At 65.2% G+C, this 25,186-nt stretch carries 29 protein-coding genes; 13 read left to right on the top strand and 16 right to left on the bottom strand.

Going from position 1 to position 25,186, the window contains the following annotated elements; translation table 11 throughout:
* Nucleotides 1-26 precede the first annotated feature (26 nt).
* From SADO_RS08085 to SADO_RS08070, 4 genes are all read right to left on the bottom strand, one after another.
* Entirely contained in the window at nucleotides 27-497 is a 471-nt protein-coding gene (locus SADO_RS08085; protein ID WP_353110668.1) for a DUF4864 domain-containing protein, read from the bottom strand.
* Between the two features lie 120 nt (nucleotides 498-617).
* On the bottom strand, nucleotides 618-1,661 hold the full coding sequence (locus SADO_RS08080; RefSeq protein ID WP_353110667.1) for an Lnb N-terminal periplasmic domain-containing protein: 1,044 nt from the start codon (nucleotides 1,659-1,661) through the stop codon (nucleotides 618-620).
* Between the two features lie 39 nt (nucleotides 1,662-1,700).
* On the bottom strand, nucleotides 1,701-3,314 hold the full coding sequence (locus SADO_RS08075; RefSeq protein WP_353110666.1) for an OpgD/OpgG family glucan biosynthesis protein: 1,614 nt from the start codon (nucleotides 3,312-3,314) through the stop codon (nucleotides 1,701-1,703).
* A gap of 274 nt (nucleotides 3,315-3,588) precedes the next feature.
* Nucleotides 3,589-4,080: an acyl-CoA thioesterase gene (locus tag SADO_RS08070; RefSeq protein ID WP_353110665.1), complete on the bottom strand. Its 492-nt coding sequence runs from the start codon at nucleotides 4,078-4,080 to the stop codon at nucleotides 3,589-3,591.
* A gap of 101 nt (nucleotides 4,081-4,181) precedes the next feature.
* On the opposite strand from SADO_RS08070, the gene SADO_RS08065 reads away from it, so the two are divergent.
* Both SADO_RS08065 and SADO_RS08060 read left to right on the top strand, forming a co-directional pair.
* Nucleotides 4,182-4,757 carry a glutathione S-transferase family protein gene (locus SADO_RS08065; RefSeq protein ID WP_353110664.1) on the top strand — a complete coding sequence of 192 codons (576 nt, stop codon included), beginning with the start codon at nucleotides 4,182-4,184 and terminating at the stop codon, nucleotides 4,755-4,757.
* A gap of 94 nt (nucleotides 4,758-4,851) precedes the next feature.
* Nucleotides 4,852-5,511 (top strand): pyridoxamine 5'-phosphate oxidase family protein, encoded by a 660-nt coding sequence (locus tag SADO_RS08060; RefSeq protein ID WP_353110663.1) that lies wholly within the window; start codon nucleotides 4,852-4,854, stop codon nucleotides 5,509-5,511.
* Between the two features lie 52 nt (nucleotides 5,512-5,563).
* Here SADO_RS08060 and SADO_RS08055 read toward each other — a convergent pair whose 3' ends face one another.
* From SADO_RS08055 to SADO_RS08045, 3 genes are all read right to left on the bottom strand, one after another.
* Nucleotides 5,564-5,854 carry a DUF3301 domain-containing protein gene (locus SADO_RS08055; RefSeq protein ID WP_353110662.1) on the bottom strand — a complete coding sequence of 97 codons (291 nt, stop codon included), beginning with the start codon at nucleotides 5,852-5,854 and terminating at the stop codon, nucleotides 5,564-5,566.
* Nucleotides 5,855-5,874: 20 nt separating this feature from the next.
* Entirely contained in the window at nucleotides 5,875-7,200 is a 1,326-nt protein-coding gene (locus SADO_RS08050; protein WP_353110661.1) for an alpha-hydroxy-acid oxidizing protein, read from the bottom strand.
* 118 nt (nucleotides 7,201-7,318) lie between these two features.
* Nucleotides 7,319-8,158 carry an MBL fold metallo-hydrolase gene (locus tag SADO_RS08045; RefSeq protein WP_353110660.1) on the bottom strand — a complete coding sequence of 280 codons (840 nt, stop codon included), beginning with the start codon at nucleotides 8,156-8,158 and terminating at the stop codon, nucleotides 7,319-7,321.
* Nucleotides 8,159-8,239: 81 nt separating this feature from the next.
* On the opposite strand from SADO_RS08045, the gene SADO_RS08040 reads away from it, so the two are divergent.
* Complete coding sequence (locus SADO_RS08040; RefSeq protein WP_353110659.1) at nucleotides 8,240-10,024, top strand: monovalent cation:proton antiporter-2 (CPA2) family protein; 1,785 nt, start codon at nucleotides 8,240-8,242, stop codon at nucleotides 10,022-10,024.
* A gap of 51 nt (nucleotides 10,025-10,075) precedes the next feature.
* Here SADO_RS08040 and SADO_RS08035 read toward each other — a convergent pair whose 3' ends face one another.
* Nucleotides 10,076-10,501 (bottom strand): hypothetical protein, encoded by a 426-nt coding sequence (locus SADO_RS08035; RefSeq protein ID WP_353110658.1) that lies wholly within the window; start codon nucleotides 10,499-10,501, stop codon nucleotides 10,076-10,078.
* Between the two features lie 66 nt (nucleotides 10,502-10,567).
* Nucleotides 10,568-11,437: a phosphatase PAP2 family protein gene (locus SADO_RS08030; RefSeq protein ID WP_353110657.1), complete on the bottom strand. Its 870-nt coding sequence runs from the start codon at nucleotides 11,435-11,437 to the stop codon at nucleotides 10,568-10,570.
* A 52-nt stretch (nucleotides 11,438-11,489) separates the two neighbouring features.
* On the opposite strand from SADO_RS08030, the gene SADO_RS08025 reads away from it, so the two are divergent.
* Nucleotides 11,490-12,281: a DUF1206 domain-containing protein gene (locus SADO_RS08025; RefSeq protein ID WP_353110656.1), complete on the top strand. Its 792-nt coding sequence runs from the start codon at nucleotides 11,490-11,492 to the stop codon at nucleotides 12,279-12,281.
* Between the two features lie 18 nt (nucleotides 12,282-12,299).
* Here SADO_RS08025 and queA read toward each other — a convergent pair whose 3' ends face one another.
* Nucleotides 12,300-13,349, bottom strand: a complete 1,050-nt coding sequence (gene queA, locus SADO_RS08020) for a tRNA preQ1(34) S-adenosylmethionine ribosyltransferase-isomerase QueA (RefSeq protein ID WP_353110655.1) — start codon at nucleotides 13,347-13,349, stop codon at nucleotides 12,300-12,302.
* Between the two features lie 147 nt (nucleotides 13,350-13,496).
* Between queA and SADO_RS08015 the strand changes: the two genes are divergently transcribed.
* From SADO_RS08015 to mscL, 3 genes are all read left to right on the top strand, one after another.
* The gene (locus SADO_RS08015; protein ID WP_353110654.1) at nucleotides 13,497-14,258 is read left to right on the top strand and encodes a glutathione S-transferase N-terminal domain-containing protein; all 762 of its coding nucleotides are present in this window, start codon (nucleotides 13,497-13,499) and stop codon (nucleotides 14,256-14,258) included.
* A gap of 16 nt (nucleotides 14,259-14,274) precedes the next feature.
* Nucleotides 14,275-14,694, top strand: coding sequence for a hypothetical protein (locus SADO_RS08010; protein ID WP_353110653.1), 420 nt, complete (start codon nucleotides 14,275-14,277; stop codon nucleotides 14,692-14,694).
* A gap of 85 nt (nucleotides 14,695-14,779) precedes the next feature.
* On the top strand, nucleotides 14,780-15,199 hold the full coding sequence (gene mscL, locus SADO_RS08005; RefSeq protein ID WP_353110652.1) for a large-conductance mechanosensitive channel protein MscL: 420 nt from the start codon (nucleotides 14,780-14,782) through the stop codon (nucleotides 15,197-15,199).
* Between the two features lie 122 nt (nucleotides 15,200-15,321).
* Here the strand turns inward: mscL and SADO_RS08000 are convergent, their stop codons facing one another.
* Both SADO_RS08000 and SADO_RS07995 read right to left on the bottom strand, forming a co-directional pair.
* A complete protein-coding gene (locus SADO_RS08000; RefSeq protein WP_353110651.1) occupies nucleotides 15,322-15,768 on the bottom strand; it encodes an SRPBCC family protein in 447 nt (148 codons plus the stop codon).
* A 61-nt stretch (nucleotides 15,769-15,829) separates the two neighbouring features.
* Complete coding sequence (locus tag SADO_RS07995; protein ID WP_353110650.1) at nucleotides 15,830-16,408, bottom strand: class I SAM-dependent methyltransferase; 579 nt, start codon at nucleotides 16,406-16,408, stop codon at nucleotides 15,830-15,832.
* A gap of 118 nt (nucleotides 16,409-16,526) precedes the next feature.
* Between SADO_RS07995 and SADO_RS07990 the strand changes: the two genes are divergently transcribed.
* The gene (locus SADO_RS07990; protein ID WP_353110649.1) at nucleotides 16,527-16,904 is read left to right on the top strand and encodes a hypothetical protein; all 378 of its coding nucleotides are present in this window, start codon (nucleotides 16,527-16,529) and stop codon (nucleotides 16,902-16,904) included.
* Nucleotides 16,905-16,957: 53 nt separating this feature from the next.
* Nucleotides 16,958-18,478, top strand: a complete 1,521-nt coding sequence (locus SADO_RS07985) for a protein adenylyltransferase SelO (protein ID WP_353110648.1) — start codon at nucleotides 16,958-16,960, stop codon at nucleotides 18,476-18,478.
* Here SADO_RS07985 and SADO_RS07980 read toward each other — a convergent pair whose 3' ends face one another.
* On the bottom strand, nucleotides 18,479-19,600 hold the full coding sequence (locus tag SADO_RS07980; RefSeq protein ID WP_353110647.1) for an enoyl-CoA hydratase/isomerase family protein: 1,122 nt from the start codon (nucleotides 19,598-19,600) through the stop codon (nucleotides 18,479-18,481). It abuts the gene before it with no gap.
* A gap of 182 nt (nucleotides 19,601-19,782) precedes the next feature.
* On the opposite strand from SADO_RS07980, the gene SADO_RS07975 reads away from it, so the two are divergent.
* Nucleotides 19,783-20,037 carry an Lpp/OprI family alanine-zipper lipoprotein gene (locus tag SADO_RS07975; protein WP_209062678.1) on the top strand — a complete coding sequence of 85 codons (255 nt, stop codon included), beginning with the start codon at nucleotides 19,783-19,785 and terminating at the stop codon, nucleotides 20,035-20,037.
* Between the two features lie 115 nt (nucleotides 20,038-20,152).
* Here the strand turns inward: SADO_RS07975 and SADO_RS07970 are convergent, their stop codons facing one another.
* From SADO_RS07970 to SADO_RS07960, 3 genes are all read right to left on the bottom strand, one after another.
* Complete coding sequence (locus tag SADO_RS07970) at nucleotides 20,153-21,109, bottom strand: L,D-transpeptidase family protein (RefSeq protein WP_353110646.1); 957 nt, start codon at nucleotides 21,107-21,109, stop codon at nucleotides 20,153-20,155.
* Between the two features lie 103 nt (nucleotides 21,110-21,212).
* Nucleotides 21,213-21,854 carry a pyridoxamine 5'-phosphate oxidase gene (pdxH, locus tag SADO_RS07965; RefSeq protein WP_353110645.1) on the bottom strand — a complete coding sequence of 214 codons (642 nt, stop codon included), beginning with the start codon at nucleotides 21,852-21,854 and terminating at the stop codon, nucleotides 21,213-21,215.
* A 46-nt stretch (nucleotides 21,855-21,900) separates the two neighbouring features.
* Entirely contained in the window at nucleotides 21,901-22,119 is a 219-nt protein-coding gene (locus SADO_RS07960) for a dodecin (RefSeq protein ID WP_353110644.1), read from the bottom strand.
* 125 nt (nucleotides 22,120-22,244) lie between these two features.
* Here SADO_RS07960 and SADO_RS07955 point away from each other — a divergent pair, with 125 nt between their 5' ends.
* The 3 genes from SADO_RS07955 to SADO_RS07945 all read left to right on the top strand — a co-directional run bounded on the left by SADO_RS07955 (nucleotide 22,245) and on the right by SADO_RS07945 (nucleotide 24,881).
* Entirely contained in the window at nucleotides 22,245-23,231 is a 987-nt protein-coding gene (locus SADO_RS07955; protein WP_353110643.1) for a YhdH/YhfP family quinone oxidoreductase, read from the top strand.
* Nucleotides 23,232-23,276: 45 nt separating this feature from the next.
* Nucleotides 23,277-24,410, top strand: coding sequence for a bifunctional 2-methylcitrate synthase/citrate synthase (gene prpC / locus SADO_RS07950; RefSeq protein WP_353110642.1), 1,134 nt, complete (start codon nucleotides 23,277-23,279; stop codon nucleotides 24,408-24,410).
* Nucleotides 24,411-24,479: 69 nt separating this feature from the next.
* Nucleotides 24,480-24,881: an MAPEG family protein gene (locus SADO_RS07945; RefSeq protein WP_434547891.1), complete on the top strand. Its 402-nt coding sequence runs from the start codon at nucleotides 24,480-24,482 to the stop codon at nucleotides 24,879-24,881.
* The last annotated feature ends 305 nt before the right edge of the window (nucleotides 24,882-25,186 follow it).

Genomic DNA, 25,186 nt, shown 5'->3' with positions numbered 1-25,186 from the left:
AACGACTCCGACGCGACCGCTTCGGCCTAGATGCTGTACATCGGTGCGTCGTGGGTCGACTCCAGCGGATAGACGCCGTCGGTCATCCAGCAGTCTTCACAGTTGCCACTTGGCTGACGGCTCAGGAAAAACACATAGGCGCTCTGGCGGCCGTCGATCTGCTCCAGTTCGGCCACCACCCGCGCCTGATCGCCGTCGCGCTGCTGTAGCTTCACGCGAGCGCGCACCTGGCTGAACATGTCGGCATAGCCCTGTTCGAGCACGGCCGCGAAATCGCTGGCACTGCCGATGGTCTGGCGATTGGCCGGCGAAGCAAAACGAAAGGCACGACGTGCGCCGTTGTCGCGATTTTCGGCGCGCAGAGCGGCAAGCTGGGCGCGGACCACGTCGGTGGGTGACAGAGCCGGCGACGGTTCGAGCGCCTCGGCAAGCGCGGCGCCGGGCAGGCTGCACAGCAGCAGTACGACAAAGGCAAAGATCATCGAACGCTTCGACATGGCAGGCCCTCCCCTGACGATGGCGCGCGGCCGACTTGGGACCTGCGCCCTGCCATCGTTGCGCGGATCGGCCGGTTTGGCCAGCCCGGACGCGCGCACTCCGGCGCGGGCCGGTGCGCGTCAGTCGCCCGGCGGGCGTTCGGGAACCGGCACGCCGGCGCGGATCGCAGCCGAAAACGCTGGGCTGGCGTGTCCGTCCACGTCCGAGGCGATAGCGCGTTCGTTGATATAACCGCGGCGCTGGAGTTCGGCGAACGGCTGGCGCGTGTCCAGCGCGCCGAGATCGTAGATGTAGTCCGGCAGATAGCCCGACAGCAGCAGTCGATAGTCCCACGGCAGGCCGGGGACGATGCGCTTGACCATGTCGTAGACGATCGTCGTGCAGTTCGATAGCAGGGTGTTGTAGAAGCGTGGCTCCCGCTCCAATTGCTGGGCCTCGTCGACATAGGCTCTGAACAGCGAACGAAGTTCTTCGCGCGGCATGGCGACCGGGTAGATATAGACCTGTTCGTCGCGCACGTTGCTGCGGGTGCGCACGATATCGCGCTCGTCGGCGGCCACGAGCACCAGCTCGGACTGGCGGAAAAAACCGCCGAGCGCAGAGAACTCCTGACCGTGGGTACGCCGTACCTCGACCGAAAACACGAGTTGGCGGCCGTCATCGAAGCCGAAGCTGACCAGCGTGTGAGCAATGGCCGGACCCATCCAGTAAGACACGACGAGATCGGCCCTCTGGAGCTGGGTCAGATCGTAGCGGCGGGTCTCCCAACGAGCGTCGAAATCGCTGCGGCTGCGCCAGTCGAAGTTGCGTACGTTCTCGAGGGTGACGATATCGCCGTCGATATCGGCCTTCAACAAACGAGCGACGTCATCCGCCCAGTCGCGGTCATGGCTTGGCTGAATGCCCTGCCACCAGCCCGCGAACACGAGTATCGAGAACACGAACAGGCCGGGGCCGATCCAGAGTGATGCCGGCGCGCGCGGCAGCGCCACTGTCACGAGTGTGGCCACACCGGCTGCGAGCCAGAGCGCGATGAGCGCCCAGCGAACGGCCGCATGCTCCGGACCGCGAAAATGCAGCGCCAGCGCGCCCCAGCCGCTGGCCGCCAGGGTGAGGACCAATAACGGCAGCCGCCAGGCCAGTGCCAGAAAGACGCCGCTCAAGACAGCCTGCGCCGGCCTGGCGCCGCCGGGACGCTGCGCCTAGTAATAGCGATCCTCGGGCTTGGGCGGGACCCACTGGTAGAGCCAGGTTTCGGTCAGCGGCCGGTCACCGGCGCGCAGAAACAGGCGGATCGAAACCGCTTCGTCCGAATCGCTTTCCGGCACCCAGTCGAAGATGGCGCGATAGCCCTTGATCGGTTCGAAGCGCCGGGCTTCGATCATGCCCAGCTTGCCGCGGGAAACTTCCACGCGTGCCTCGACATCGGTATCCGCAGGCAGGTCGTCGAGTTCGTCGCCGACGAAATCGACCGCAAAGCGGCGGGCATATTCCTCGGGCGAGCGATCGCCCGGAATCCAGCCTTCCGGCACGTTGCCCATGCCTGACCAGGTCTTTTCCACCTGCGCGAGCGTCGGTCCGACCGGCGGCAACGGAAGCCAGTGCAGTTTGTAGCTGAAATGCAGGTGCTGGTTGGCCTCGACCGGCTCCTGCGGTATCCAGAACGACACGATGTTGTCGACCGTTTCGCCCACGGTGGGCAGTTCGATCAGGGCAACCTCGCCGGCGCCCCAGTCGCTGGTCGGCTCTACCCAGAGGCTCGGGCGGCGGTTGTACCAGGCCACGTCATCGCGGTAGTTGTCGAAATCGTGGTCGTGCTGCACGAGCCCGAAACCCCGCGGATTCTCGTCCGGAAACGCGTTGTACTGCAGTGTCTTGGGATTGAACAGCGGCCGGCAGACCCATTCGCCGTTGCCGCGCCACATCTCTAGTCGGTCCGAATCGTGGACCTGGGGATGGATCGTGTCGCGTCCGCGCGGCTGGCTGGTGCCCTTGAGGAACATGCTGGTCATCGGCGCAATGCCCAGGCGCTCGATCGGCTTGCGGGTGAAGATCTCCATGTCGACATCCATGACCGTGCCCTTCTTCTGCACGTCGATATCGAAACGGTAGGCGCCGGTCACGCTGGGTGAGTCGAGCAGCGCGTAGACCGTGACCCGGCGGTTGTCGTTTTCCGGCTGTACGAACCAGAATTCGGTGAAATCCGGGAATTCTTCGGTGTCGTCGGTGGCGGTATCCACCGCCAGGCCACGCGCAGAGATGCCGTACTGCTTGTTCTCGTCGATAAACCGGAAATAGCTTGCACCCAGGAAGGCGCCGGCCTCGTCGATGATGTCGGATTCCGGGTTGCGGGCGAGTACGAAGCCGGCAAAGCCGAGATCCTTGCCCTGCAGCTGCGCGGTATCCACGCCGGAGCTGTCGTAGTTGAACAGCTCGGGGCGGAAATGGATTTCGCGCGCGGTGTTGGTGTTCGGATCGACCGCATGCATGCGCACCGGGACATCGAACTGCATGCCGACATGAAAGAAATTGATCCGCAGGTCGAAATCAGAATTGCCATGCCAAAGCGCCTTGGCCCGGTCGTAGGCGATCTTCTGATAGTCGAGCGGCTGCAGGTTCGACAGCGTGTCCGGCAAATCCTCGGCGTTGGACTTGTGCGGCTTGTCGGCCATTGCCTTGGCGTGTTGCTTGAGCCATTCGAAGTCGAACGGCTTGCCCGGTGAATCCTCGCCGAGAGTCTTGGCCCATAGTGGGAAGGTCGGCAGGCCCAGGGTGGTCAGGGCCAGTGAGGCCTTCAGCAGATTGCGTCGATTCATGGCTCGCTCTTCGTAAACTCGAAAGAAAAGACAGGCGGCATCGATCAGGGTTCCATCGGCGTCAATACCGTTCGATTCGACCGCAATTGCCTGCGCTTTTCGCCATGCCTTTTACAGTCCCCCATTGGCGAAGCCGAACCCGCCGAGCGTGTCCGACCAGGCACAGATTACAACATGCGCACGACGATCGGATGACGCAGCCGGTCGCCGTAGACCTTGAGGCGCCAGCAGATCCTGTGTTCCGGCGCATGGATTCGACGAAGCGAGCGCGTCTTCAGACGTCCATTTCGGTAAGAAAGGCCTGGGCCTCGCTCTGCATCTGCTCGCGTAGTTCGATCATGCGTTTTGCGTAGGCGTTCAGACGTTGCGAATGCTCGGATTCGGGCACGAAATCCGGAATGCGCACCGGCTTGCCCTGATCGTCCAGAGCCACGAACACGAGGATGCAGTGGGTGGTGAACCGACGTGCCGGGTCCCGCGGATTGCGGGCGTGCACGCTCACCGAGATATGCATGCTCGTGCGGCCGGTATGCATGAGCTCGGCCTTGAGCTCGACCAGATCGCCCACGCTGATCGGCTTGAGGAAGCGGATGCCGCCCACGTATACGGTCACGCAGTAGGCCGAACTCCAGTTCGCTGCACAGGTATAGCCGGCGTGGTCGATCCACTTCATGACATTGCCGCCGTGCACATTGCCACCGAAGTTCACATCCGACGGCTCGGCGAGAAAACGCAGGGTGATATCGGCTTTGGGGGTCGGTTTCATCGCGGTTTTCCGGGCTGCGGGCAAGAGCTCGAAGTCTAGCTGTGCCCGGCCGTTCCGCGCACGTAGAATCGCCCGGGTCATTCCATCCGCCGAGAAACGACATGAAACTGCTGGGTTCAGGCACATCGCCCTATGTGCGCCGCACGCGCCTGCTGCTGGGCGATACCGACTACGAATTCGCCAGCCTCGATATCTACGGCGCCGATCGTGACGAGCTGCGCCAGCACAATCCGGCGCTCAAGATCCCGATGCTGATCGACGGTGAGCACTCGATCTACGACTCGCGCGTGATCGCGCGCTATCTGAGCGAGAAGATGGGCATGGAAAGCCTGAGCTGGGCGCAGGAAAACCAGCTCACGCTGATCGACGCGGCCAACGATTCGATGGTCACCGTCGCCTTGTCCAAGCGCTCCGGGCTGGATACCGGCAACGAGATCGATTTCTACGCCCTCCAGCACGAACGCATCGCGCGCTCCATCGACGCGCTGTCGGAGATGGCTGCCGATGGCGTCTTCGACGCCTGGCACTACCCGAGCATGTGCCTGTTCTGTCTCGTCGACTGGGCCGAGATGCGGTCGCTTTTCGATTTCAGCAGCCATCACCCGCTGCTGGACCTGCGCGAGCGTTTTGCCGACCGGCCCATGATCGCCGAGACCGACCCGCGCAAGGCGCTGTAGAACGGGTCGGTAACGGCGGCGGGGACGTTTGACCCGCGCCGCCGCCCGGCCCAGTCTCGACGTACCGCCCGACCGGGCGACGGCGGAGACATGCATGAGCCGACTCTACGGCGCGCCCCATCGCGCACTCCAGGATCGTTTCCACACCCGTGCGCTGGCCGACCGGATCGAGACCGCGGCCGCGACGACGGTCATCGAGGACGAGACACGCGCCTTCATCGAAAGTCGCGACTTGTTCTTTTTGTCCACGATCGACCCCGATGGTCGGCCGACGGTGTCCTACAAGGGGGGCGCGCCCGGTTTCGTGCGTGTGCTCGACGACAGCACGCTGGTGTTTCCCAATTACGACGGCAACGGCATGTATCTGTCGATGGGCAACGCACAATCGAACCCCGAAATCGGCTTGTTGTTCATCGATTTCGAGACCCCGCATCGCCTGCGTGTACAGGGGCGGGCGACTGTCAGCGCGGACGATCCGCTGATCGGCGAATGGCCGGGTGCGGATCTGCTGGTACGGGTGGCGGTCGACGATCTTTGGCAGAACTGTCCGCGCTATATCCATCGCTACCAGCGCGTCGCCGCCTCGTCTTATGTACCGGTGGCCGACGCCGAGGCGCCGCTGGCCGGCTGGAAGCGTATCGAGGGGCTGCAGGACGTGCTTTCCGACGCCGACCAGCGCCGAGCCGAGGATGAAGGCGTGATCAGCGAAGAGGAATGGGTCGACCAGATCCGGCGCGGCGACCCGCGCGCCTGACCGCAGGCCGCTCAACGACCAGCCGGGCCGAATAGCGGCGCCAGATCGCTGACTAGAACGGGTGCGGGTCCATCTCCACGTGTTCGACCCGCTGGCCGCGCATATCGACCCAGCCCGCATAGCGCCGGTCGCCGCGACGATAGAACTCGAAACGGTAGCGGCGCTTGAGCGTGCCGCGGCCCAGCGACAGACGCTGGAAGGCCAGTTCGTCGATGAACGTCACCTCGGCTTCTTCGCAGGCTTTCAGCGCCGCGCGCCGGGCGCTCCAGCGCGCGCCTAGCGACTGCCACCAGAACAGGGCCAGTACCGACAGGCCGATCAGCCAGGGAAAGAACTCGAACATGGCTCGGTCGCTTCGCCGCCTTAGCCTGGCGCCGTTTCGTCGCGAACCAGCCGCGTATCGCCGGCCCGGATCGCGGCGATATCGGCACAGCCGGCCAGCGCCATCGTGAGCTCGAAGTCCGCGGCCAGGTTGTCGAGTACCTCGCCGACTCCGGTCTCTCCCGCCAGCGCCAGCCCGTAGGCATAGGGCCGGCCCAGCCCCACAGCAGTCGCGCCCAGCGCCAGGGCCTTGAACACGTCGGCGCCGCCGCGGATGCCGGAATCCAGGATCACCGGCAGATCCGGTGCGGCCGCCACGATTTCCGGCAGCGCATCCAGACTGGCGCGCGCGCCATCGACCTGGCGACCGCCGTGGTTGGACACGATCAGCCCGTCCACGCCGTGTTCCACCGCCAGCTTCGCGTCGGCGCCGTCGAGCACGCCCTTGAGCACGATCGGCAGGCGCGTGCGCTCGCGCAGCCAGGCCAGATCCGCCCAGGTGATGTTCGGGCGTGAATAGGTGGCGATGAACTGGCGCACGGCGGCCAGCGCTTCGCCGCTGGTCAGCGCGCGCAGGCTCGAACCCGGGAAATGCCGTGCCGCGGCGAGCACGTTGCGCAGCGTGCGGGTGGTGATCTTCGGACGCGGGCCGTTATCGCTGGCGCCGGCCAGACTCTTTCGGAACACCGGGTCCGAGGTGTACTGGGCGATGCCTTGGCCGAGCAGGAACGGTAGATGCGCCATATCCAGATCGCGTGAACGCCAGCCGAGCAGCGTGGTGTCGAGGGTGACCACCAGCGCTTCGCAGCCACAGGCCTCGGCCCGAGCCACCAGCGATTCCACCAGCGCATCGGATTTCGACCAGTACAGCTGGAACCAGCGCGGCGCGCCGGGCGTGACGGTATCCATCGCGGCCGCACAGTCTTCCATCGGCCGGCTGGCCTGGTTGGAGAACAGCATCGGCACGCCACGCGCGGCCGCCGCCCGTGCCACGGCGATATCCGCCTCGTCGTGGGCCATTTCCAGCACCCCGATCGGGCACAGCACGAACGGCTGATTCAGACGCCGGCCGAACAGCTCGATGGACGTATCGCGGCTGTCCACATCGCGGAGCATGCGCGGCACGATGCGCCAGCGTTCGAAGGCGCGGCGGTTGGCGCTCATGGTCGATTCGCGGCCGGCGCCGCCGGCGATATAGGCGAACGCCTCGCGCGACATCGCCTCTTCGGCGGCGGCTTCGAGCGCGCTGTAGTCGATGGGCACCGTGGGTTTGTGCCCGGACATGCCGGCGGTATAGATCGCCTGCTGGCGGGCCATGGTGCCGGCGCGCGGCCCTTCGCTCTTGCCCGGGGGCGTGTCGGTGCTCATGCGCAGTACTCCGGCAACGAGCAGACGCGGCGGATCAGGGTTCGGTTCATCGCGGTTTGTTGTTGTCTTCTGAACGCACCGAGCTTACCAACCTCATGCCCATCGCGGGCGGCCCGGATCAGCCGCCCGGCACGCCGCCGGCACGGGCGAATTCGACCGGGTCGTGGCTGCAGAACACGTTCACGTCGGCATGGCCGAGCGCCAGTTCACGCAGCCGCGCCTGGTTGCGGCGCCGGTCCGCGTTGTCGACGCCGACGGCGGCTTGGAACAGGCGCAGGCCGAACGGGCAGCAGGGTTTGGCCGCCATTTCATCGCGATGGAAATAGGCATCACCGGCGTGCAGCAGCCAGCCCTGGTTGTGGCGCACGGCAATCGCGGCATGGCCGCGGGTATGGCCGGTGACCGGTACGAGCAGGATATCCGGGTCGGTATCGATGACCGCGCGTACCGCGTCGAAACCGTTCCAGGCCTCGCCGGTCGCGTCGTAGAGCTGCCAGTCGTCGTGGCCCTGCCACTGGGCCGGTCGATAGCGGTCGCGTTCCTTGACGTGGCGGCGCGCCTCGGCGGCGGCATGTTCGGCGGCCAGCACGTGCACGCGGGCGTTCGGGAAGTCGCCGACGCCGCCGGCATGGTCCACATCTAAATGGGTGAGCACGATATGGCGCACGTCGGCGGCTGAAAAACCCAGCGCCTCGACCTGATGGCGCGCGGTTTCCTCGGGCCGTAGCGCGGGGCGTACGACGTGGCTGAACATCGTTCCCAGACGCGGGCGGCCGCCGGCCACGTCGGCCGTGCCGAGGCCGGTATCGACCAGCACCAGGCCGTCGGTCGTCTCGACCAGCAGGCAGTGGCACACCAGCCCGGCGTAATCGCGGGCCTGGTCCCGATGTTCGAGCAGGAAGCCGGCCAGCGGATGCATGCTGGCGCAGTTCAGATGATGGATTTTCGGGGCAGGCATTCGGGCTCCTCGGCGCCGGGTACTCGGCTAGAATCATGCCTGACAAGTCCGATCACGGGCCATGTCGCAAGGGAGTGGAGTGTGGAGCCGTTACTCGAAGAGATCGCGATTTTCCTGGCCGCGGCGGTTGTCGCCGTGCCGATTGCCCAGCGCCTGGGGCTGGGGTCGGTGCTGGGCTATCTATCGGCCGGCGTGGTCATCGGGCCCTGGTGTCTGGGGCTGATCAGCGAAGTCGATGAAGTCCTGCATATCGCCGAGTTCGGCGTCGTGCTGCTGTTGTTCATCATCGGCCTGGAGATGCAGCCCAAGCGATTGTGGGCGCTGCGCAAGACCATCATCGGGCTGGGCGGGATGCAGGTGGCGTTGTCGGCCGGTGCACTCGCACTCGCGGCGTCGCTGTTCCTCGATCTGCCGCTCGCACCCGCGATCGTGGCCGGTCTCGCGCTTGCACTCTCGTCAACGGCGTTCGCGCTGCAATTGCTGGCCGAGCGCGGCGAACTCACCGCCAAGCACGGGCGCGCGGCCTTCGCGATCCTGTTGTTCCAGGACCTGGCGGTGATTCCGATCCTGGCGCTGTTGCCGTTGCTGTCGTCCGGCAGCGAGTCGGTGAGTTTTCTCGGCGCCCTTCTGGAGACGCTCAAGATCGCGGCGGTGATGGCGGCCATGGTGGTCGGTGGCCATTATCTGTTGCGCCCGATCTTCCGGCTGGTCGCGGCGACCCGCATGCCCGAGATCTTCACCGCCATGACGCTGCTGATCGTGGTCGGCACCGCGGTGATCATGGAGGCCACCGGGGTATCGGTCGCGCTCGGCGCGTTCGTTGCCGGCGTGCTGCTGGCCGATTCCGAGTACCGGCACGAGCTCGAAGCCAACGTCGAACCGTTCAAGGATCTGTTGATCGGGCTGTTCTTCATCGCGGTCGGCATGTCGATCAATCTCGGACTGATCGCCGCCCAGCCGTTGTTCCTGCTCGCGCTCACGGTCGGGCTGGTGCTGACCAAGGCCGCGATCCTGTTCGTGCTTGGCCGCCGTCAGGGGCTGAGCTGGAGCGCGTCGCGCGGGCTGGCGGCCTATCTGCCGCAGGGCGGTGAGTTCGCTTTCGTGATTCTGTCGACGGCGGTGGCAGGCGGGCTGTTCGTCCAGGCCGAGGCCGACCTGCTGGTGGCGACCGTGACGCTCTCGATGGTGGTCACGCCCCTGTTCGTGAAACTGGTGGCTTATTACAACGCCTGGCGCACGCCCAAGAGTGAGCCGACCTTCGATACGCCGGACGGCTCCGAGCACCCGGTGGTGATCGCCGGCTTCGGCCGCGTCGGCCAGATTGTGGCGCGTCTGCTACGCGCCAAGCATGTCGGCTTCACCGCGCTCGAGATCAACGCCGATCAGGTCGATTTCGTGCGCAAGTACGGCAACAAGGTCTATTACGGCGATGCGTCGAGACTCGACCTGTTGCGGGCCGCCAAGGCCGAAGAGGCCAGCCTGTTCGTGCTCGCCATCGGCAATCGCGAGGCATCGTTGCGCACGGCGCGCACGGTCCGCGAGCATTTCCCCAATCTCAAGATCATCGCCCGCGCGCGTAACCGCAAACATGCCTACGAGTTGATGGATTTGGGTATCACGGTGCTTCAGCGCGAGACCTTCCTGTCCAGCCTGGAGCTGGCCGGCGATGCGCTGAAGACGCTCGGCTTCAAGTCCGACGAGGTCGATCGCGCCAAGCGGATGTTCCGTAGTCACGACGAAAAACGTCTGTTCGAGCACTACGAAGCGGCCGACGACGACACCCGCTACGCCAAGCTGGTGATGGAAGCCGCGCACGAACTGGAGGAACAGTTCGAGCGCGACGAAGCCGAACACGCCGGCGGATAGCGCCGGCCCGACGCCCAGGGCGCGCCGGGCCGGTTGCTCGAGCCCTGTCGGCTAGAAGCGGCTGCCCGGCAGTGCGCTGCCGCCCTGGGCACGCAGCGTCGCGGCCGTGACCAGGCCCCATACGGCGTTGAAGATCAGCACGAACAGCGGGGTCAGCGTGCCCACGGCAAGACCGAGCATGCCGGCGTCGAGCTTGAACGGGAAAACGATGAAGCACTGCACCAGCGACGGGCCGAGACTGAGCAGTAGCCCGCGTGCGAACAGGGGCAGGCCGGCAGCCAGCGGGGTCAGGAAGATCCAGCCCCAGATACCGCCCCAGATGATCGGGCCGTAGAGAAAGGTCGGTCCGAGTGCCGGTGCGATGCTCACACCGGCGGCCTGGCTGATGCCGAGCACGCCGAAGATCCAGATCGTGAGCGCGGTCGCGAGACCGCCGAGCGCGCCGGCGGCAAAGCCGAGTGACAGTTTGGAAATCATGTGGTTTTCCCCTCGTTGAGACGCATCGGTATTTATTGTTACCGCATGCAATCTAGCACGAAGGGGTCACCGCCCGGGCATGTCGGCGCGCTGGCGCAGGTACTCGGTAAGCGCGAAACCCGATAAAAGCCAGAAGCCGCCGACCAGCAGGCCGGCCGCGATGTCGCTGGCGAAGTGCACCGACAGGATGGCGCGGCTGGCGGCGATCAAGGCAATGAGCGCACAGCCCCAGTAAGCCAGCTCGAAGCGGCGCCGCACGCCCGGGATATCACGCGCAATGGCGTAGATGATGAAGCCATAGACCGCGATTGCACCGGTCGCATGGCCGCTCGGAAACGAGGGCGTGCTGGCGCTGGCAAAGGTCAGGAAATCCGGTCGATCGCGGGCGATGGCGTATTTGCCGATATAGGTGATGGCCTGCGAGCCGATCACGGTGACCAGAAGCCCCGGGATATAGGCAAAGCGCCGATGGGCCCAGAGGAAGCCCGTCGAGACCAGCGTGATGGCGATCAGCGTCTCGAGGTTGGCCAGGGCGGTGATCGCGCCTGCGAACTCGAGAAAATGCGGGTTGCGCACCACGGCCAGCGCGCTGTTCACATGCTGGTCGAACTGCACGAGTTCTTCGCCCTCGAACAGATCCTCGAGCAGGCCGGCGCCGAGAAACACGAGGTAAACCGCCAGGCCCGCGATCAGCGTCAGTGGCAGCCCGGAAAAGCGCTCGACCGTCAGCCGGGCGCCCACGAAGCGCGTGGTCGCGGGTGCGCGGCGCTGCAGCCAGGCCAGCGCCTTGCGGCGACGGGCCATGCCGGTAATGCCACGCCCCAGGCGTGGGCCGGAAAAAGCCAATGCACGCCAGGCCCACCAGGCCAGCACATGCCCGGCAACGAGAATACAGATCAGGCCGAGTAGGAGTTGCCAGAACGGCAGGGGCGCCATAAGCAGGTCAAGGCAGTTTAAGCTTGCGGCGAGTATACCCAGAGGAATCCCGATGAGTTACACCCGCATGACGGTGCGATGGGTCGCACGTGTCGGTTACGGCGCGCGTGGTCTGGTCTATCTGACCGTCGGCGCGCTGGCGCTGAATGCGGCGATGGAATTCGAAGAGGCACGCGATGTGCGCGGCGCCATGCAGGAGGTCAGCACCCACGCGGGCGGCCAGATCGCGCTGTTCGGGCTGGCCGTGGGGCTGCTCGCCTACAGTCTGTGGCGTGCGGTGCAGACCACGCTGGACGTGGACGAGCATGGCTGGAGCCTGCGCGGCCTGTCGGTGCGTATCGGGCTCCTGGTCAGCGCGATCATGCACGCCTCGCTGGCGTTCGGTTGTGCCGAGATCGCCATGCGCCTGTCCGACAGCGGCAGCAAGCCGATACAGAGCGCGGTCGCACGCACGCTGGAATGGCCCTACGGGCGCTGGATCGTGGTGATCGGTGGCCTGATCGTGGCCGGGGCGGGGATCGCCCATATTCACAAGGCGGTGACCGGCGGGTTTCGGCGTTGGTTCGAAGCGCCGCCTCTGGCGATGAAACTGATCGACCCGATCAGCCGCATCGGCCTGACCTCACGGGGCCTGCTGTTCATCGGCATCGCCGCGTTCGTGGCCTACTCGGCGCTCACGCTGGATCCGTCGGACGCGCGCGGGATCGAAGGCGTGATGCTCTGGGTGCAGGAGCGTGACTACGGCCGCGTATTGCTGGGCGTGCTCGGCATCGGGGTGATGGCCTTCGGGCTGTATAGCGTGCTCGAGGCGTTCGTGCGTCGGGTGGGGCTGGGGCGCAGCTAGGCAACCCCGGATTCGCAGCTAGCCCGACGTAGACAAGCCCGCGCCGATGAACATCGCATCGCCATAGCTCAGGAAGCGATAGCCCTCGGTCTTCGCGTGTTCGTAGGCGGCAAGAACCGCCTCGCGTCCGGCAAAGGCCGATACCAGCATCAACAGGCTCGACTGCGGCTCGTGGAAGTTGGTGACCATGGCGTTGACCACATGGAACGGGTCGCCGGGCTTGATGAACAGCGCAGTCTCGCCGTGAAATGGCTCTAGCGAGCCCTCGGCGCCGGGCTGGCGCGCCGCGCTTTCCAGGCTGCGCACCACGGTCGTGCCCACTGCAATCACGCGTGCACCGCGTTCGTGCGCGGCCGCGACTTGCTCGCACAGACGCGCGTCCACGGTGACGCGTTCGGCATGCAGACGCTGATCGGCCAGATCGCCCTCGCGCAGGCGCTGGTAGGTGCCAGAGCCCACATGCAGCGTGGCATAGCCGAATTCCACGCCCTTGGCGGCCAGCGCATCGAGCAACGGCCTATCGAAATGCAGCCCGGCGGTGGGAGCGGCCACCGCGCCGTCGTGCCGCGCCCAGACGGTCTGGTAGCGGGCCCGATCGCCAGCGGTGTCCTCGCGGCGGATATAGGGCGGCAGCGGCACATGACCGTGGGTATCGATCATGGTCGCGATGGACTCGCCATCGGTATGTATCAGCGTATAGAGCTCGCCCTCGCGCGCTTCGACGGTCAGCGTGGTGTCGCCGATCACGATCACGGTGCCCGCTTTCGGCGGCTTGTTCGCGCGGATCTTGGCGGACAGGCGCTGCGAATCGAGAATGCGCTCGAGCATCACCTCGACCGCGCCGCCGCTGTTCTTGTGGCCGAACAGGCGCGCCGCGAGCACCCGCGTGTCGTTGAAGACCAGCAGATCGCCCGCTTCGAGATACGCCGGCAGATCGGTGATTGCGCTGTCGCTTAGCTGACCGCTGTCGCGATCGAGCGCGAGCAGGCGCGATGCGCTGCGCTGGGCCAGCGGCTGCTGGGCGATCGAATCCGCCGGCAGGTCGTAGTCGAAGTCGTGCTTGTCCATCCAATCGGCCCGATTCGTGCTGTTGAAACCGCGTCTGGCGCGCTGGGCGCGGATTCTGGCGAGGCACAGGCCAGACCACAAGTGGGCTCGTTCAGGTGCGCGTCGGACAAATGCGTAAAATCGGTGTTTTCACGACCGAGACGCACGATGCAGATCGTCAATGCGCTCACATCCACGCTGGCCAGCACGGCGCGCGGCTGGCGCGGAACAAATGGGGCCCGCAAGTCCCGTCAACCGGAAAAGATGCTCAAGCTCTACGAATACGAGGGATGTCCGTTCTGCCGGCTGGTGCGCGAGGCGCTGACCGAGCTGGACCTGGATGCGGTGATCCATCCCTGTCCGCGTGGCGGCACCCGCTGGCGCCCGGAAGCCGAGCGGATCGGCGGCCGCCAGCAGTTCCCGCTGCTCGTCGACGACAATACCGGCCGCGTGCTCTACGAGTCGTCGGAGATCATTGCCTATCTGCGGGAGAGCTACGGCGAAGGCCGTAATCGCAATGCCGGCACGCCGGGCCCGCTGGCGCAGGTCGGCGCCAATGCGGCCACCGCGCTGCGCGGCTTTGCCGGCATGACCGCGCGCGGCGCCAACGGCAGCGGCCCGGGCGAGCTGCTTGAGCTTTACAGCTTCGAATCCAGCCCGTTCTCGCGCATTGCGCGCGAAGCGCTGTGCGAACTCGAGCTGGCCTATGTGCTGCGCAACATGGGCAAGGCGGTGAAGGCCGACATGGGCCCCCCGTGGGTGCGCGCGAAGTTCTTTCCGGACACGCCCGTTCAGGGTCGCAATCGCAAGCGCATGATCGAGCTCACCGGGCGCATGCAGGTGCCGTATCTGATCGACCCGAACACCGGTACGGCCATGTATGAATCGGCGGATATCGTGCGCTATCTGCGCCAGACCTACGGCGGCTGACGCCAGGAGTATTGTCATGGCCCGTCTTTGTCATCCCCTGTTGGGCGCGGGTATGGGCGTGCTGCTGCTCGCCGGCTGCGCGAGCCAGCGACCGGTGCTGTATCCGAACTCGACCCTGCAGCAACGCGGCGGCGTGGCCGGCGATCAGGCCATCGAAGGCTGTATGCAGCGCGCCGAGGCGGCCGGACTCGACTATTCCAAGGGCAACGTCGCCCGGCGCACGGCTGAAAGCGGCGCGATCGGTGGCGCGGGCGGCGCGGTCGCCGGCGCCATCTATGGCAGCGCCGCGCGGGGCGCCGTGGCCGGTGCCGCAGGCGGCGCCACCGCCGGCCTGATACGTGGCATGTTCGATCGCAACGACCCGGCGCCCGTCTATCGCGCCTATGTGAACCGTTGCCTTGCCGAGCAGGGCTACGAATCGATCGGCTGGGACTGACCCGCCGGCAGGCTGGCGACGCTACCGATTCGCGGGCCTGCGGGCTATGATTGCCAAAGGCGTTCTTGCCTAAAGGGGGTCAGTCATGGGTTTTTTAAGTGAATTCAAGGCGTTTGCCGTGCGCGGCAACGTCATCGACCTGGCGGTCGGTCTGGTCATCGGCTCGGCGTTCGGCAAGATCGTGTCGTCGCTGGTCGCCGATGTGATCACGCCGCCACTGGGTATCCTGATCGGTGGGGTGGATTTCTCCAACCTCAGCGTGACGATCCGTGAAGCGGTGGGCGAAGCGCCCGCGGTCACGATCAACTACGGCATTTTCATCCAGACCATCATCAGCTTCGTGATCATCGCGTTCGCGATCTTCCTGGTAGTGCGCGGAATCAACTCGCTCAAGCGCAAGGAAGCCGAGGAGCCGAGTGCGCCGCCTGCGCCGTCGACCGAAGAGGTTCTGCTCACCGAGATCCGCGACGCGCTGCGCGAGCGTTCGCCGCAGGATCGCCCGTAGCCGTCATCCGGCTTGTGCTGCCGGCGATCTTTAGCGTTGCAAGGCAAGGCCTGATGAGCGTGGCGTAGCAACGCGACACGAGCGTGCTGCTACGCCGTATCGCGCCAAAGAAACCGCCGGCCTTAGCGCAGGCGTCGTGCCCAGATGCGTAGCGCGATGCCGTAGGCAAAGCCCATCTGACGGGCAATGGCGAAGGCGACCGGTGCCTGGACCAGCGGCGTGCGGGCGCGCAGCTGCGAGCGCCAGTGCACGCGGGTGCGCGGCGTGGTGCCGGGCAACGTTTCGAACAGCAGGCGCGCGCCGAGGTGTTTGATCGGTAGCGGCGATTCGATGATCTGGTAGCCCAGCGCGTTGCCGGGGTCGTATTCGGTGATGCGCTCGACGATCCGGGCCAGGCCGAGATCCAGCACGCGCTCGGCGTTCACGCCGTCGCGGTGATCGTCGCCCGTCTGGCGCAGCCAGGCGCGGCGCACGCCGGGCAGGCTGGCATAGCCGGCATGGTCCGAGATGACGTCGAATACCGTGGCCGCATCGGCCTCGAAAACACGGGAAACGTGAATACTCTGCATGGGTAGATGGTCCGCGCAAGCAAGGCGCGCATGCTACCGCGTTTAGGTCGGGCTCAGGCAGTCAGGCGCGGCTATAGCGCCAGATTGTCGATGGCGGGAGGTTCGACCACACAAAGCGCGCGACTTCGGCGCGATAGCCCCATTCCGCAAGCCGATGCTGGCGTACCGGCGAGCCCGGCAGGTAGGTGATCTGGGTAAAGCTGGCATCTGGCCCGGCGCGTTCGAAGCAGCCGTCCAGGATGGCGCGCTGGGCCGAAACCGGCATGTTCAGGATCGGCAGGGTCGATACGATCGCCGCCACGCGCGTGATGCCCCGGCTGTCGAATAGCGTGGGCAGGTTGGTGGCGTCGTGGCAGGCCAGAACCCGCGGCTCGAAGCGCTCGCACAGGCGCGCGTGCAGGTCTGGGTTGGCCTCCACGGCCAATAGCCGTGAAGCGGCCACGCCACGCGCGAGCAGCTGTCGGGTGACCGGGCCGGTGCCCGCGCCCAGTTCGACCACCCAGCCGTCGCGGGCGTGAGTACTCGTGGCATCGTCGATCAGAGCGTTGCACACGGCGCGCCCGCTCGGCGCAGCGGTGGCGATACGGCGCGGTGCTTGTAACCACAGACGCAGCAGCAGTCGGGCATCGGAAGCGAACATGGGCATCAGCTCGTTGTAACAAGGCCGCGTTGTAACCTGCCGTCATGACAGGCGAATGACGCCCCCTCGCGGCGCGATTTGTTCTAGACTCGAGATCCAAGCCGTTGGGGGAAAAGCGATGTCCTATCCGAGCCTGCGCGCGATGCTGTCGAGCGCCCTGTTTGTCTGTGTACTGGCGTTTGCCGGCTGTGCGAGCGAGCCCGAGCGTGCCGAGCTGGGCCCGCTGGACGAGCCCGTCGATGCCTTTGAAGCCGTCGGCGAGCCCAGCCGCCCCGGCGGCGCGACCAATCGCGAAGACACCACACTGTCGACCGATATCGAGCGTCTGCAGAACGCGCGCAAGACCTACGAGCAGGAACAGCAGCGTCTGCGCGCCGAAACCCAGCGCCGCCAGGCCGAATGCCGCGCCCGTGACGGGTCCCGTGAGGTGGCGATCAAGGACGGCAGCGGCGACCCGGATGCGACCTACTGCCAGCCCGCGAACGGCCAGAAGTGATCTGATCGTCGGCGTGCTTGTCTGAGCGCGTGCGCGTCGCCATTGTTAAACTCATGAGTGACGCAGCAACCGCAGATCAGACCACGAGCGCGCTGGCGCTGAACTGGATCAATCGCCAGGCCGCATTGGGCGAGCCGTGGTTCTTTGCCCAGGCGCCGAGCACGTTACCGGCGCCCTATCCGATCGCCTTCAACGACGATGTGGCCGCCCTGCTCGATCTCGACGCCGACGCAGTTCGTGCCGCCGGCTATGCCGAAGCGCTGTCCGGCAACGCCCTGCCGGACGGCTGCGAACCGGTTTCGCACCGCTATGGCGGACACCAGTTCGGCGTCTGGGCCGGCCAGCTGGGCGACGGTCGTGCGATCACCATCGGCGATATCCGCAACAGCCGCGGTCAGGCCTACGAGATCCAGCTCAAGGGCGCTGGCAAGACGCCGTTCTCGCGCTTTGCCGACGGGCGCGCCGTACTGCGTTCGACCGTGCGCGAATATCTGGGCAGCGAAGCGCTGGCCGCGCTCGGGGTTCCGACAACGCGCGCGCTAGCCATCGTCGGCAGCGATGCGCCGGTCTATCGCGAAACGGTCGAACATGCCGCAGTGATGACCCGTGTCGCGCCCAGCCTGGTGCGCTTCGGCAGCTTCGAGATCCTGTTCGAGAACCGCAACTTCGACGCGCTCGCGCCGCTGGCCGATCATGTGATCGAGGAACATTTCCCCGAGATCGCGGCGATCGAGGACGACGCCGAGCGTTACCGGACCTGGGTCGAGCGTGTGATCGATCTCACCGCCGAGCTCATTGTCGACTGGCAGGCCGTGGGTTTCTGTCACGGCGTGATGAATACCGACAACATGTCCGTGCTCGGGCTCACGCTGGACTATGGCCCCTACGGCTTCATGGACAGCTTCGATCCGGACTGGATCTGCAATCACACGGACGCCGGCGGGCGTTATACCTATGAACAGCAGCCCCATGTCGGGCTATGGAATCTGGGCCGCTTCGTGCAGTCGATCCTGCCGTTGCTGTCGGGCGATCCCGATACCGCGGTCGAGATCGGCCAGAAGCTGTTGCAGCGCTATCGCGGCGTGTTCGACGACGCCTATATGGAGCGCATGCGCGCCAAGCTCGGCCTGAGCCAAGCCCGCGACGACGATCGCGAGCTGGTCGATGGCCTGTTCAAGACGATGGCCGCCGATGGTGCCGATTTCACCCGCACCTTCCGCGCGCTTGGCCATGTCTCGGCCGACCCCGAGGCAAGCGATGCGCCTTTCATCGACGAGTTCGCCGATCGGGACGCGGCTTCGGCCTGGCTCGCCCGCTGGCGCGAGCGCCTGGGCAATACCAACGCTGACGATGTCGGCCGCGCCGAGCGTATGCGGCTGACCAATCCCAAGTACATCCTGCGAAACTACTTGGCGCAAAACGCGATTGATCGCGCCGACGAAGGCGATTACAGCGAGATCGAGCGGCTGCACGCGATCCTGCGTCGGCCCTTCGACGAGCAGCCGGAAAACGCCGACTACGCGAAACTGCCGCCCGACTGGGCGCGCGGTCTCGTGCTCAGTTGTTCGTCCTAGCTAGGGTTTGACGTCCGGCAGGTCGCGCAGCGGATGGTCGCCGTCCCACGGCGGGCGAAAGTGGGCGTCCACATAATCGGCGGGCACCGCCGAGACCGACTCGAAATGCCAGTGCGGCGTCTTGTCCTTGTCCACCAGCAGCGCGCGCACGCCTTCGGCGAAATCGGGGTGACGACAGCACTGTAGTGCCATCTTGAGTTCGCGCATCACGGCCTGCTTGAGTGACAGATAGCGCCCGTGGCGGAGCTGGCGATAGATCAGGTGGGCGGTCACCGGGCAGCCGCCGTCGAGATTCGCGGCCGCCTCGGCCAGCCAGGGGTCATTCGAGTCGCCGAGCTTGCGGATGCCGCCGACGATGCCGCCGAGCGTGGCCGCATCAGTGGCGTCGCGAATGGTCGTGGCGTGCTCGAGCAGTTTCGATGGGCCGAGCTCGGCCGGCTGTTCCTTTGCGCTCTGGCGCAGCACCCGATCGACGGCCGCATGCGGCTGGGCCCAGTCGCTGATCTGGGTGAGCGCGTCGATGACCTGGGTCTTGGCGTCGTGATCGATCGCGCGGTCGGCCAGGCCTGCAAGCAGCGCGTCCTGGGCGCCAAGGCGCGCGCCGCCGAGCGCGACAAACAGGCCGAGCCGGCCAGGTAGGCGATTGAAGAACCAGGTCGCGCCGCAGTCCGGGAACAGGCCGATCTTGATTTCCGGCATCGACAGCGTCGACGCGCTGGTCACTACTCGATGCGAAGCGGCAGAAAAAACGCCCATGCCACCGCCCATCACCAGGCCATGACCCCAGGCGATACAGGGCGTGGCCAGCATGTGGATGGCGTGGCAGAGGCGATATTCCAGGGTAAAGAAACGATCCGGATAGTCGGGATCGCCCTGGCCGGTCAGCCCCTTGTAGAGCGCGACGATGTTGCCGCCCGCGCAGAAAGCCTTGTCACCGCTGGCGTCGAGGACAATGGCCGCGATCTCGGCATCCGTGTCCCAGGCGGTGAGCTGCTTGTGGAGCGGATCGAGCATGTCCAGCGTCAAGGCGTTGAGCGCGCCGGGATTGTTGATTGTCGCCCGGCCGATACGCTTGCCGTTGGTGCTGGCGATTTCTTCGAAGACGATGGCGGTTTCGGTCATGGGTTCAGACTGTCGGAACGCTTGCGGGCGCGCATGCTCGCGCGATTGATGCGTCAGCCACAAGTGAAGCTGAACGCGCGGTAAACGGGCGTAATCTACAAAGTCGCATCGCTGTGATAGCTTGTGTACGCCTTGTCGGGCGCGCGCCCGGCGTTATATGTATGAAAGACAGGAGTCTCATTATGACCAAGACGCTGCTGAAATCCGCGTTCGTTGTGGGTGTTGTGGCCGCGGCTGCCGGTTGTGCCGGCAACAACGATGCCATGCAGTCGAATGTCGACCAGGCCATGCGTAAGGCCGAGTCCGCCCAGACGACCGCCAACGAGGCGCAGCGTACGGCGAACCGCGCGATGCAGACCGCGCAGGAAGCCAAGTCCGCCAGCCAGGCGAACTCGCAGCGCATCGAGCGCATGTTCGAGAGCTCGCAGCGCAAGTAGGCGCCGCGACGTGGCGTGCTGAACGCCACAGTAAAAAGCCCCGCCTTCGAGCGGGGCTTTTTTATGTCTCGGCTTGGCGCAGACGGCCACCGGCCAAGCAGGCACGGTCTGTCGCCTAGCCGCTGTTGATCTGCACGCCGATCGGCTCGGGCATGCCATCGGTCTTTTCGACCACCGACTGGGCTCGATCCCAATCCACCGGCGCGTCCGGATGGGTGGCGGTTGCCGAGATCAGCTTTTCCACCCAGGGCGTGAACGAGCGCACCGGCGCGTCGCCATTGGCATCCGGCGGGTGCGATTCGATATACAGCGTGTTGCCTTCCCAGCCGATCTTGTAGGGCTGGCTGATGATGTTGACCGGCGTGCCGGTGGGCACCAGCGCGAACAGTGAGGCAATGTCTTCCGGGTACAGGCGAATACAGCCGTGCGAGACCTTCAGGCCGATACCCGCGGGCTTGTTGGTGCCGTGGAGTAGGTACGACGGCAAGCCGAGATAGAGCGCATGCTGGCCGAGCGGGTTGTCCGGGCCGGCGGCCACGACAGGTGGCAACGGATCGCCGGCTTTTTCGTGCTCGGCACGGATCGAGGCCGGCGGTGTCCAGGTCGGATCCGCCTTCTTGCGCACGATCGAGGTCTTGGCCAGCGGCGTGGACCAGCCTTCACGCCCGATACCCAGCGGATAGGTCACCACCTTGCCGGCGTACTCGCTGTCTTCGGGCGGGTAGTAATAGAGTCGCATCTCGGGGATGTTGATCACGATGCCCTTGCGCTGCACATCGGGCAGTACATAGCGGGTCGGAATCACCATGGGCGTACCTTCGCCCGGCAGCCATGGATCGACGTCGGGGTTGGACAACCGCAGCTCGCGATAACCCACGTTGTAGCGGCGCGCGAGTTTGACGAACGTGTCCTCTTCCGAGGTCTCGATATGCTGAAGCTTGCCGACCACGTCGGAGCCTTCGGCCGGCATGTCGTACATGGCGGCCTGGGCAGCGCCGGCAACGAGCCAGAGCGCGAACGCCGCGATGACGGCGGATATATAACGAGAAGCCGGGCGCGGGCGCAAAGTCATAAGATTGGTTCCATCCGAAGCGGTCATACCGGAGCGTGATGCGGTCGGTGCGACTGCAGACTGTACCGAATTCGTTGCCGGCGCGACGCGCGCACGGTGTGGTTCAGGGGGCGAGGCGATCAATCTGCCAGTCGGCGCCGCTGCGTTGATAGCAGAGCCGGTCGTGCAGGCGGCTGCGGCGTGCCTGCCAGAACTCCATCATCTCGGGCACCAGCGCATAGCCACCCCAGTGCACGGGTCGTTCGACATCGCGGTCGGCAAAACGTGCCTCGACGTCTTGCACGCGCTGTTCGAGTTCGTCTCGATTGGCGATTACACGGCTTTGCGGCGAGGCATGGGCGCCCAGGCGACTGCCGCGGGAGCGGCGCGCGAAATAGGCGTCGGACAGTTCGGCGTCCAGCTTGCGGACTGACCCTTCAATGCGGATCTGGCGTTCGAGCGGCTCCCACCAGAACACCAGCGCAGCCTGCGGATTGGCCGCCAGTGCTTCGCCCTTGCGGCTTTCGTAATTGGTGTAGAAACGAAAGCCTTGCGCGTCGAAGCCCTTGAGCAGAACGATACGGGCCGAGGGCCGGCCATTGCCGTCGGCCGTGGCCAGCGTCATCGCCGTCGGCTCGATCATGTCGGCCTGCTGCGCTGCGGCGTACCAGTTCGCAAACAGCACGAGCGGATCGGCCGGCGCGTTCTCCTTGACGAGATCGCGCCGGTCGAGCCGTCCCTGCCAGCCGCTGGGGGCGTCGCTCACGACGGATAGCCGCGGTAGGTAACCCCCACTAGCAGGCGTTCGGGGTTCATCCCGCTTTTTCTTCGAGGGTGAAGCCGACCTTTACCGAGACCTGCCAATGGGCAACCTCGTTGTTCTCGATATGGCCGCGAACGCCGGTGACCTGGAACCAGCGCATGTTGCCGATCGTCTTGGAAGCCTCGGCAATCGCCGTGCGTACGGCATCTTCCTGGCTGGTCTCGGAGGAGCCGGTCAGTTCGACGGATTTATATACGTTATCGCTCATGAATCATTCTCTTTGAAGATTTGACCCGGCAAGCCTACGCCCGAGTCCCGAAGGCCTCAAGCGCTGCCGAACACTTGTTCAATGTGATACAAACGCGGCCTGACTTCAGCCACGAAGACCCGGATATGAAAGCACTGCGCATCGTCGATACCGACAACGGCACGAGCGCCGACATCACCGATATGGAGCTCAACGAGCTCAGCGAAGGCAATGTCGTCATCAAGTCCCGTTACTCCTCGTTGAACTTCAAGGATGCACTGGCGATCACCGGCAAGGGCAAAGTCGCGCGCAAGCGTCCGCTCAATGCCGGTATCGATGTGGCCGGTGTGGTCGAGTCCAGCGAGGACGACCGCTTTTCGCCCGGCGACGAAGTGGTCGTGACCGGCTGGTTCATGAGCGAGACGCGCGACGGCGGCCTGGCCGAGTACGTGCGCATCCCCGCGGAATGCGTGGTGAAAAAGCCCGAGGGGCTGACGCTGTGGCAGACCATGGCGCTGGGCACGGCCGGTTTCACCGCGGGCATGGCGGTCAAGCGCATGACCGACAACTTCCAGAAACCCGAGGACGGGCCGGTGCTGGTCACCGGAGCGACCGGCGGCGTGGGTATGTTCGCAGTCGATATCCTGGCGCGGGCCGGCTATGAAGTGGTGGCGGTCTCTCGCAAGGCCGACGCCGAGGGCGATTTCCTCAAGAAGCTCGGCGCCAGCGACGTCATCACGCCGGACGCGCTTGATATCGAGGGCAAGCCGCTGGGCAAGCCGGTCTATGCCGGCGCGATCGACGCGGTCGGCGGCGACCTGCTCGCCAATATCGTCGCCCAGGTTCAGCCGTACGGAAACGTCGCTGCCATTGGCCTCGCCGGTGGGCCCAAGCTGGCCACCACGGTGATGCCGTTCATCCTGCGCGGCGTGTCGTTGCTGGGCATCCATTCGGTGGAATGCCCGAACGCCTGGCGCGAGGAAATCTGGGCTTCGCTCTCGGGCGACCAGAAGCCGGCACATCTGGACGCGATCGCGACAGAAACCGTAGGCTTGGCCGACGTTCACGGCGTGTGCGAGAAGATCATGGCCGGTGAGAACACCGGTCGCACGGTGGTCGACATCCAGGCCTGATACGACGCATCACGTTGGTTAGAAAGAAATTCCCGGGAGCAGGGCATGAGCAAGACTGAAAACACCGCAGGCCTGGCGGGCGTCACCGCCGGCAAGACTTCGATCTGTACGGTCGGCAAGCAGGGCGTGGGCCTCACCTATCGCGGCTACCTGATCGAGGATCTCGCGGCCAAGGCCGAGTTCGAGGAAGTCGCCTATCTCATGCTCTACGGCGAGCTGCCCACACAGGGCCAGCTGGACGACTACAAGAAGCGTCTGGCCGGCATGCGCACGCTGCCCGACGGCGTGAAGACGGCGCTCGAAGTGCTGCCGCGCGACACCCACCCGATGGATGTCATGCGCACCGGCGCCTCCGTGCTGGGCACCATAGAGCAGGAAAACGACCCGGCCAAGCAGCAGCACGATGTTGCCGACCGGCTGCTCGCCAGCTTTCCGTCGATGCTGATGTACTGGTACCACTTCGTGGAATCCGGCAAGCGTATCGAAGTGGATACCGACGACGACAAGATCGGCGGCCACTTCTTGCATCTGCTGCACGGCGAGAAGCCGTCGGAAGACGCCATCAAGTGCATGTCGACCTCGCTGATTCTCTATGCAGAACACGAGTTCAACGCCTCGACGTTCACCGCGCGCGTGGTCACGGCGACCCTGAGCGATTTCTATTCGGCCACGGTCGCCGCCATCGGCGCGCTGCGTGGGCCGCTGCACGGCGGCGCCAACGAAAAGGCCATGGAGCTGATCCAGACCTTCAAGGATCCGGACGACGCCGAGGCCGGCCTGAAGCAGATGTTGGCCGACAAGGAAAAGATCATGGGCTTCGGCCACCGGGTCTACAAGAAGGCGGATCCGCGCAACGGCATCATCAAGGAATGGTCGAAGAAGCTGGCCGGCGACGACGCCTACAAGCAGAACCTGTACGCGATCTCGGAGCGCCTCGAGCAGGTCATGCTCGACGAGAAGGGCATGTTCCCGAATGCCGACTTCTATCATGCGACGGCCTACCACTTCCTCGGTATCCCGACGAAGCTGTTCACGCCGATTTTCGTGATCTCGCGGCTGACCGGCTGGGGCGCGCATATCTTCGAGCAGCGTGACGACAACCGCCTGATCCGCCCCAACGCGGAATATGTCGGCCCGGAAGTGCGTGATTTCCGTCCGATTGATCAGCGCGGGGCCTGAGTCCGCTGAATCCGGCGCGCGCCGGTATGATCGGGTCGCGACCCTCTCGATAACAATGGATAAAAGGAGATGGCAATGATTCTGGCGTACTGGTGTGTGCTCATCGCGGCGTTCATGCCCTTCGGTTTCGTGCTCTATGCGAAAGCCGGCGGCCCGAAAAAGATGGGGCTGAAGGAAAACCACCATCCGCGGCGCTGGCTCGAAGAGCAGGCCGAAGGGCCGCAGCGACGTGCCTACTGGGCGCAGCTCAATTCCTTCGAAGCGTTTCCGCCGTTTGCGGCGGGCGTGATCATCGCCGTCATCTCCGGCGGCTCGATCGGCGCGATCAATCTGTTCGCGGTGCTGTTCGTGCTGCTGCGGCTGGTTTATGGCTGGTGCTATATCAGCGATCGCGCCACGATGCGCAGCCTGGTCTGGGGCGGCGCGGCCGCCTGCACGGTCGCGTTGTTCATTGTGGCGGCCATCGGCTAGCGATTCGCATCGCGGGGCCGGTTTCCTGCGGCGAAAAGCTGCAGAACCTAGCCTGTCCCATTCGTCCTTCCTCTTGGGCCGGCCCCGGCTGTCGCGTTCCCTCGTGCCCGTATTCATGCGGACGTTTCTTCCGCTCGTCTGCGCGTAGAGTGGGAACGCGCATATGCGTTCAAGGTCACGGTTTGCGCGACGAATTAGCTAGGTCGCAGGGCGTGCGCCGCGAAGCAAAAAGGCGCAGAGTAAATACCGTCAGCCTGCCCGCCTGCGGGTGGCCGACAACAATCGGTATCGTCTGGCTAAAAATA

The organism is Salinisphaera dokdonensis CL-ES53 (genome assembly GCF_040361215.1).
Classification (GTDB): Bacteria; Pseudomonadota; Gammaproteobacteria; order Nevskiales; family Salinisphaeraceae; genus Salinisphaera; species Salinisphaera dokdonensis.
This window is presented reverse-complemented; position numbering and strand designations above follow the sequence as displayed.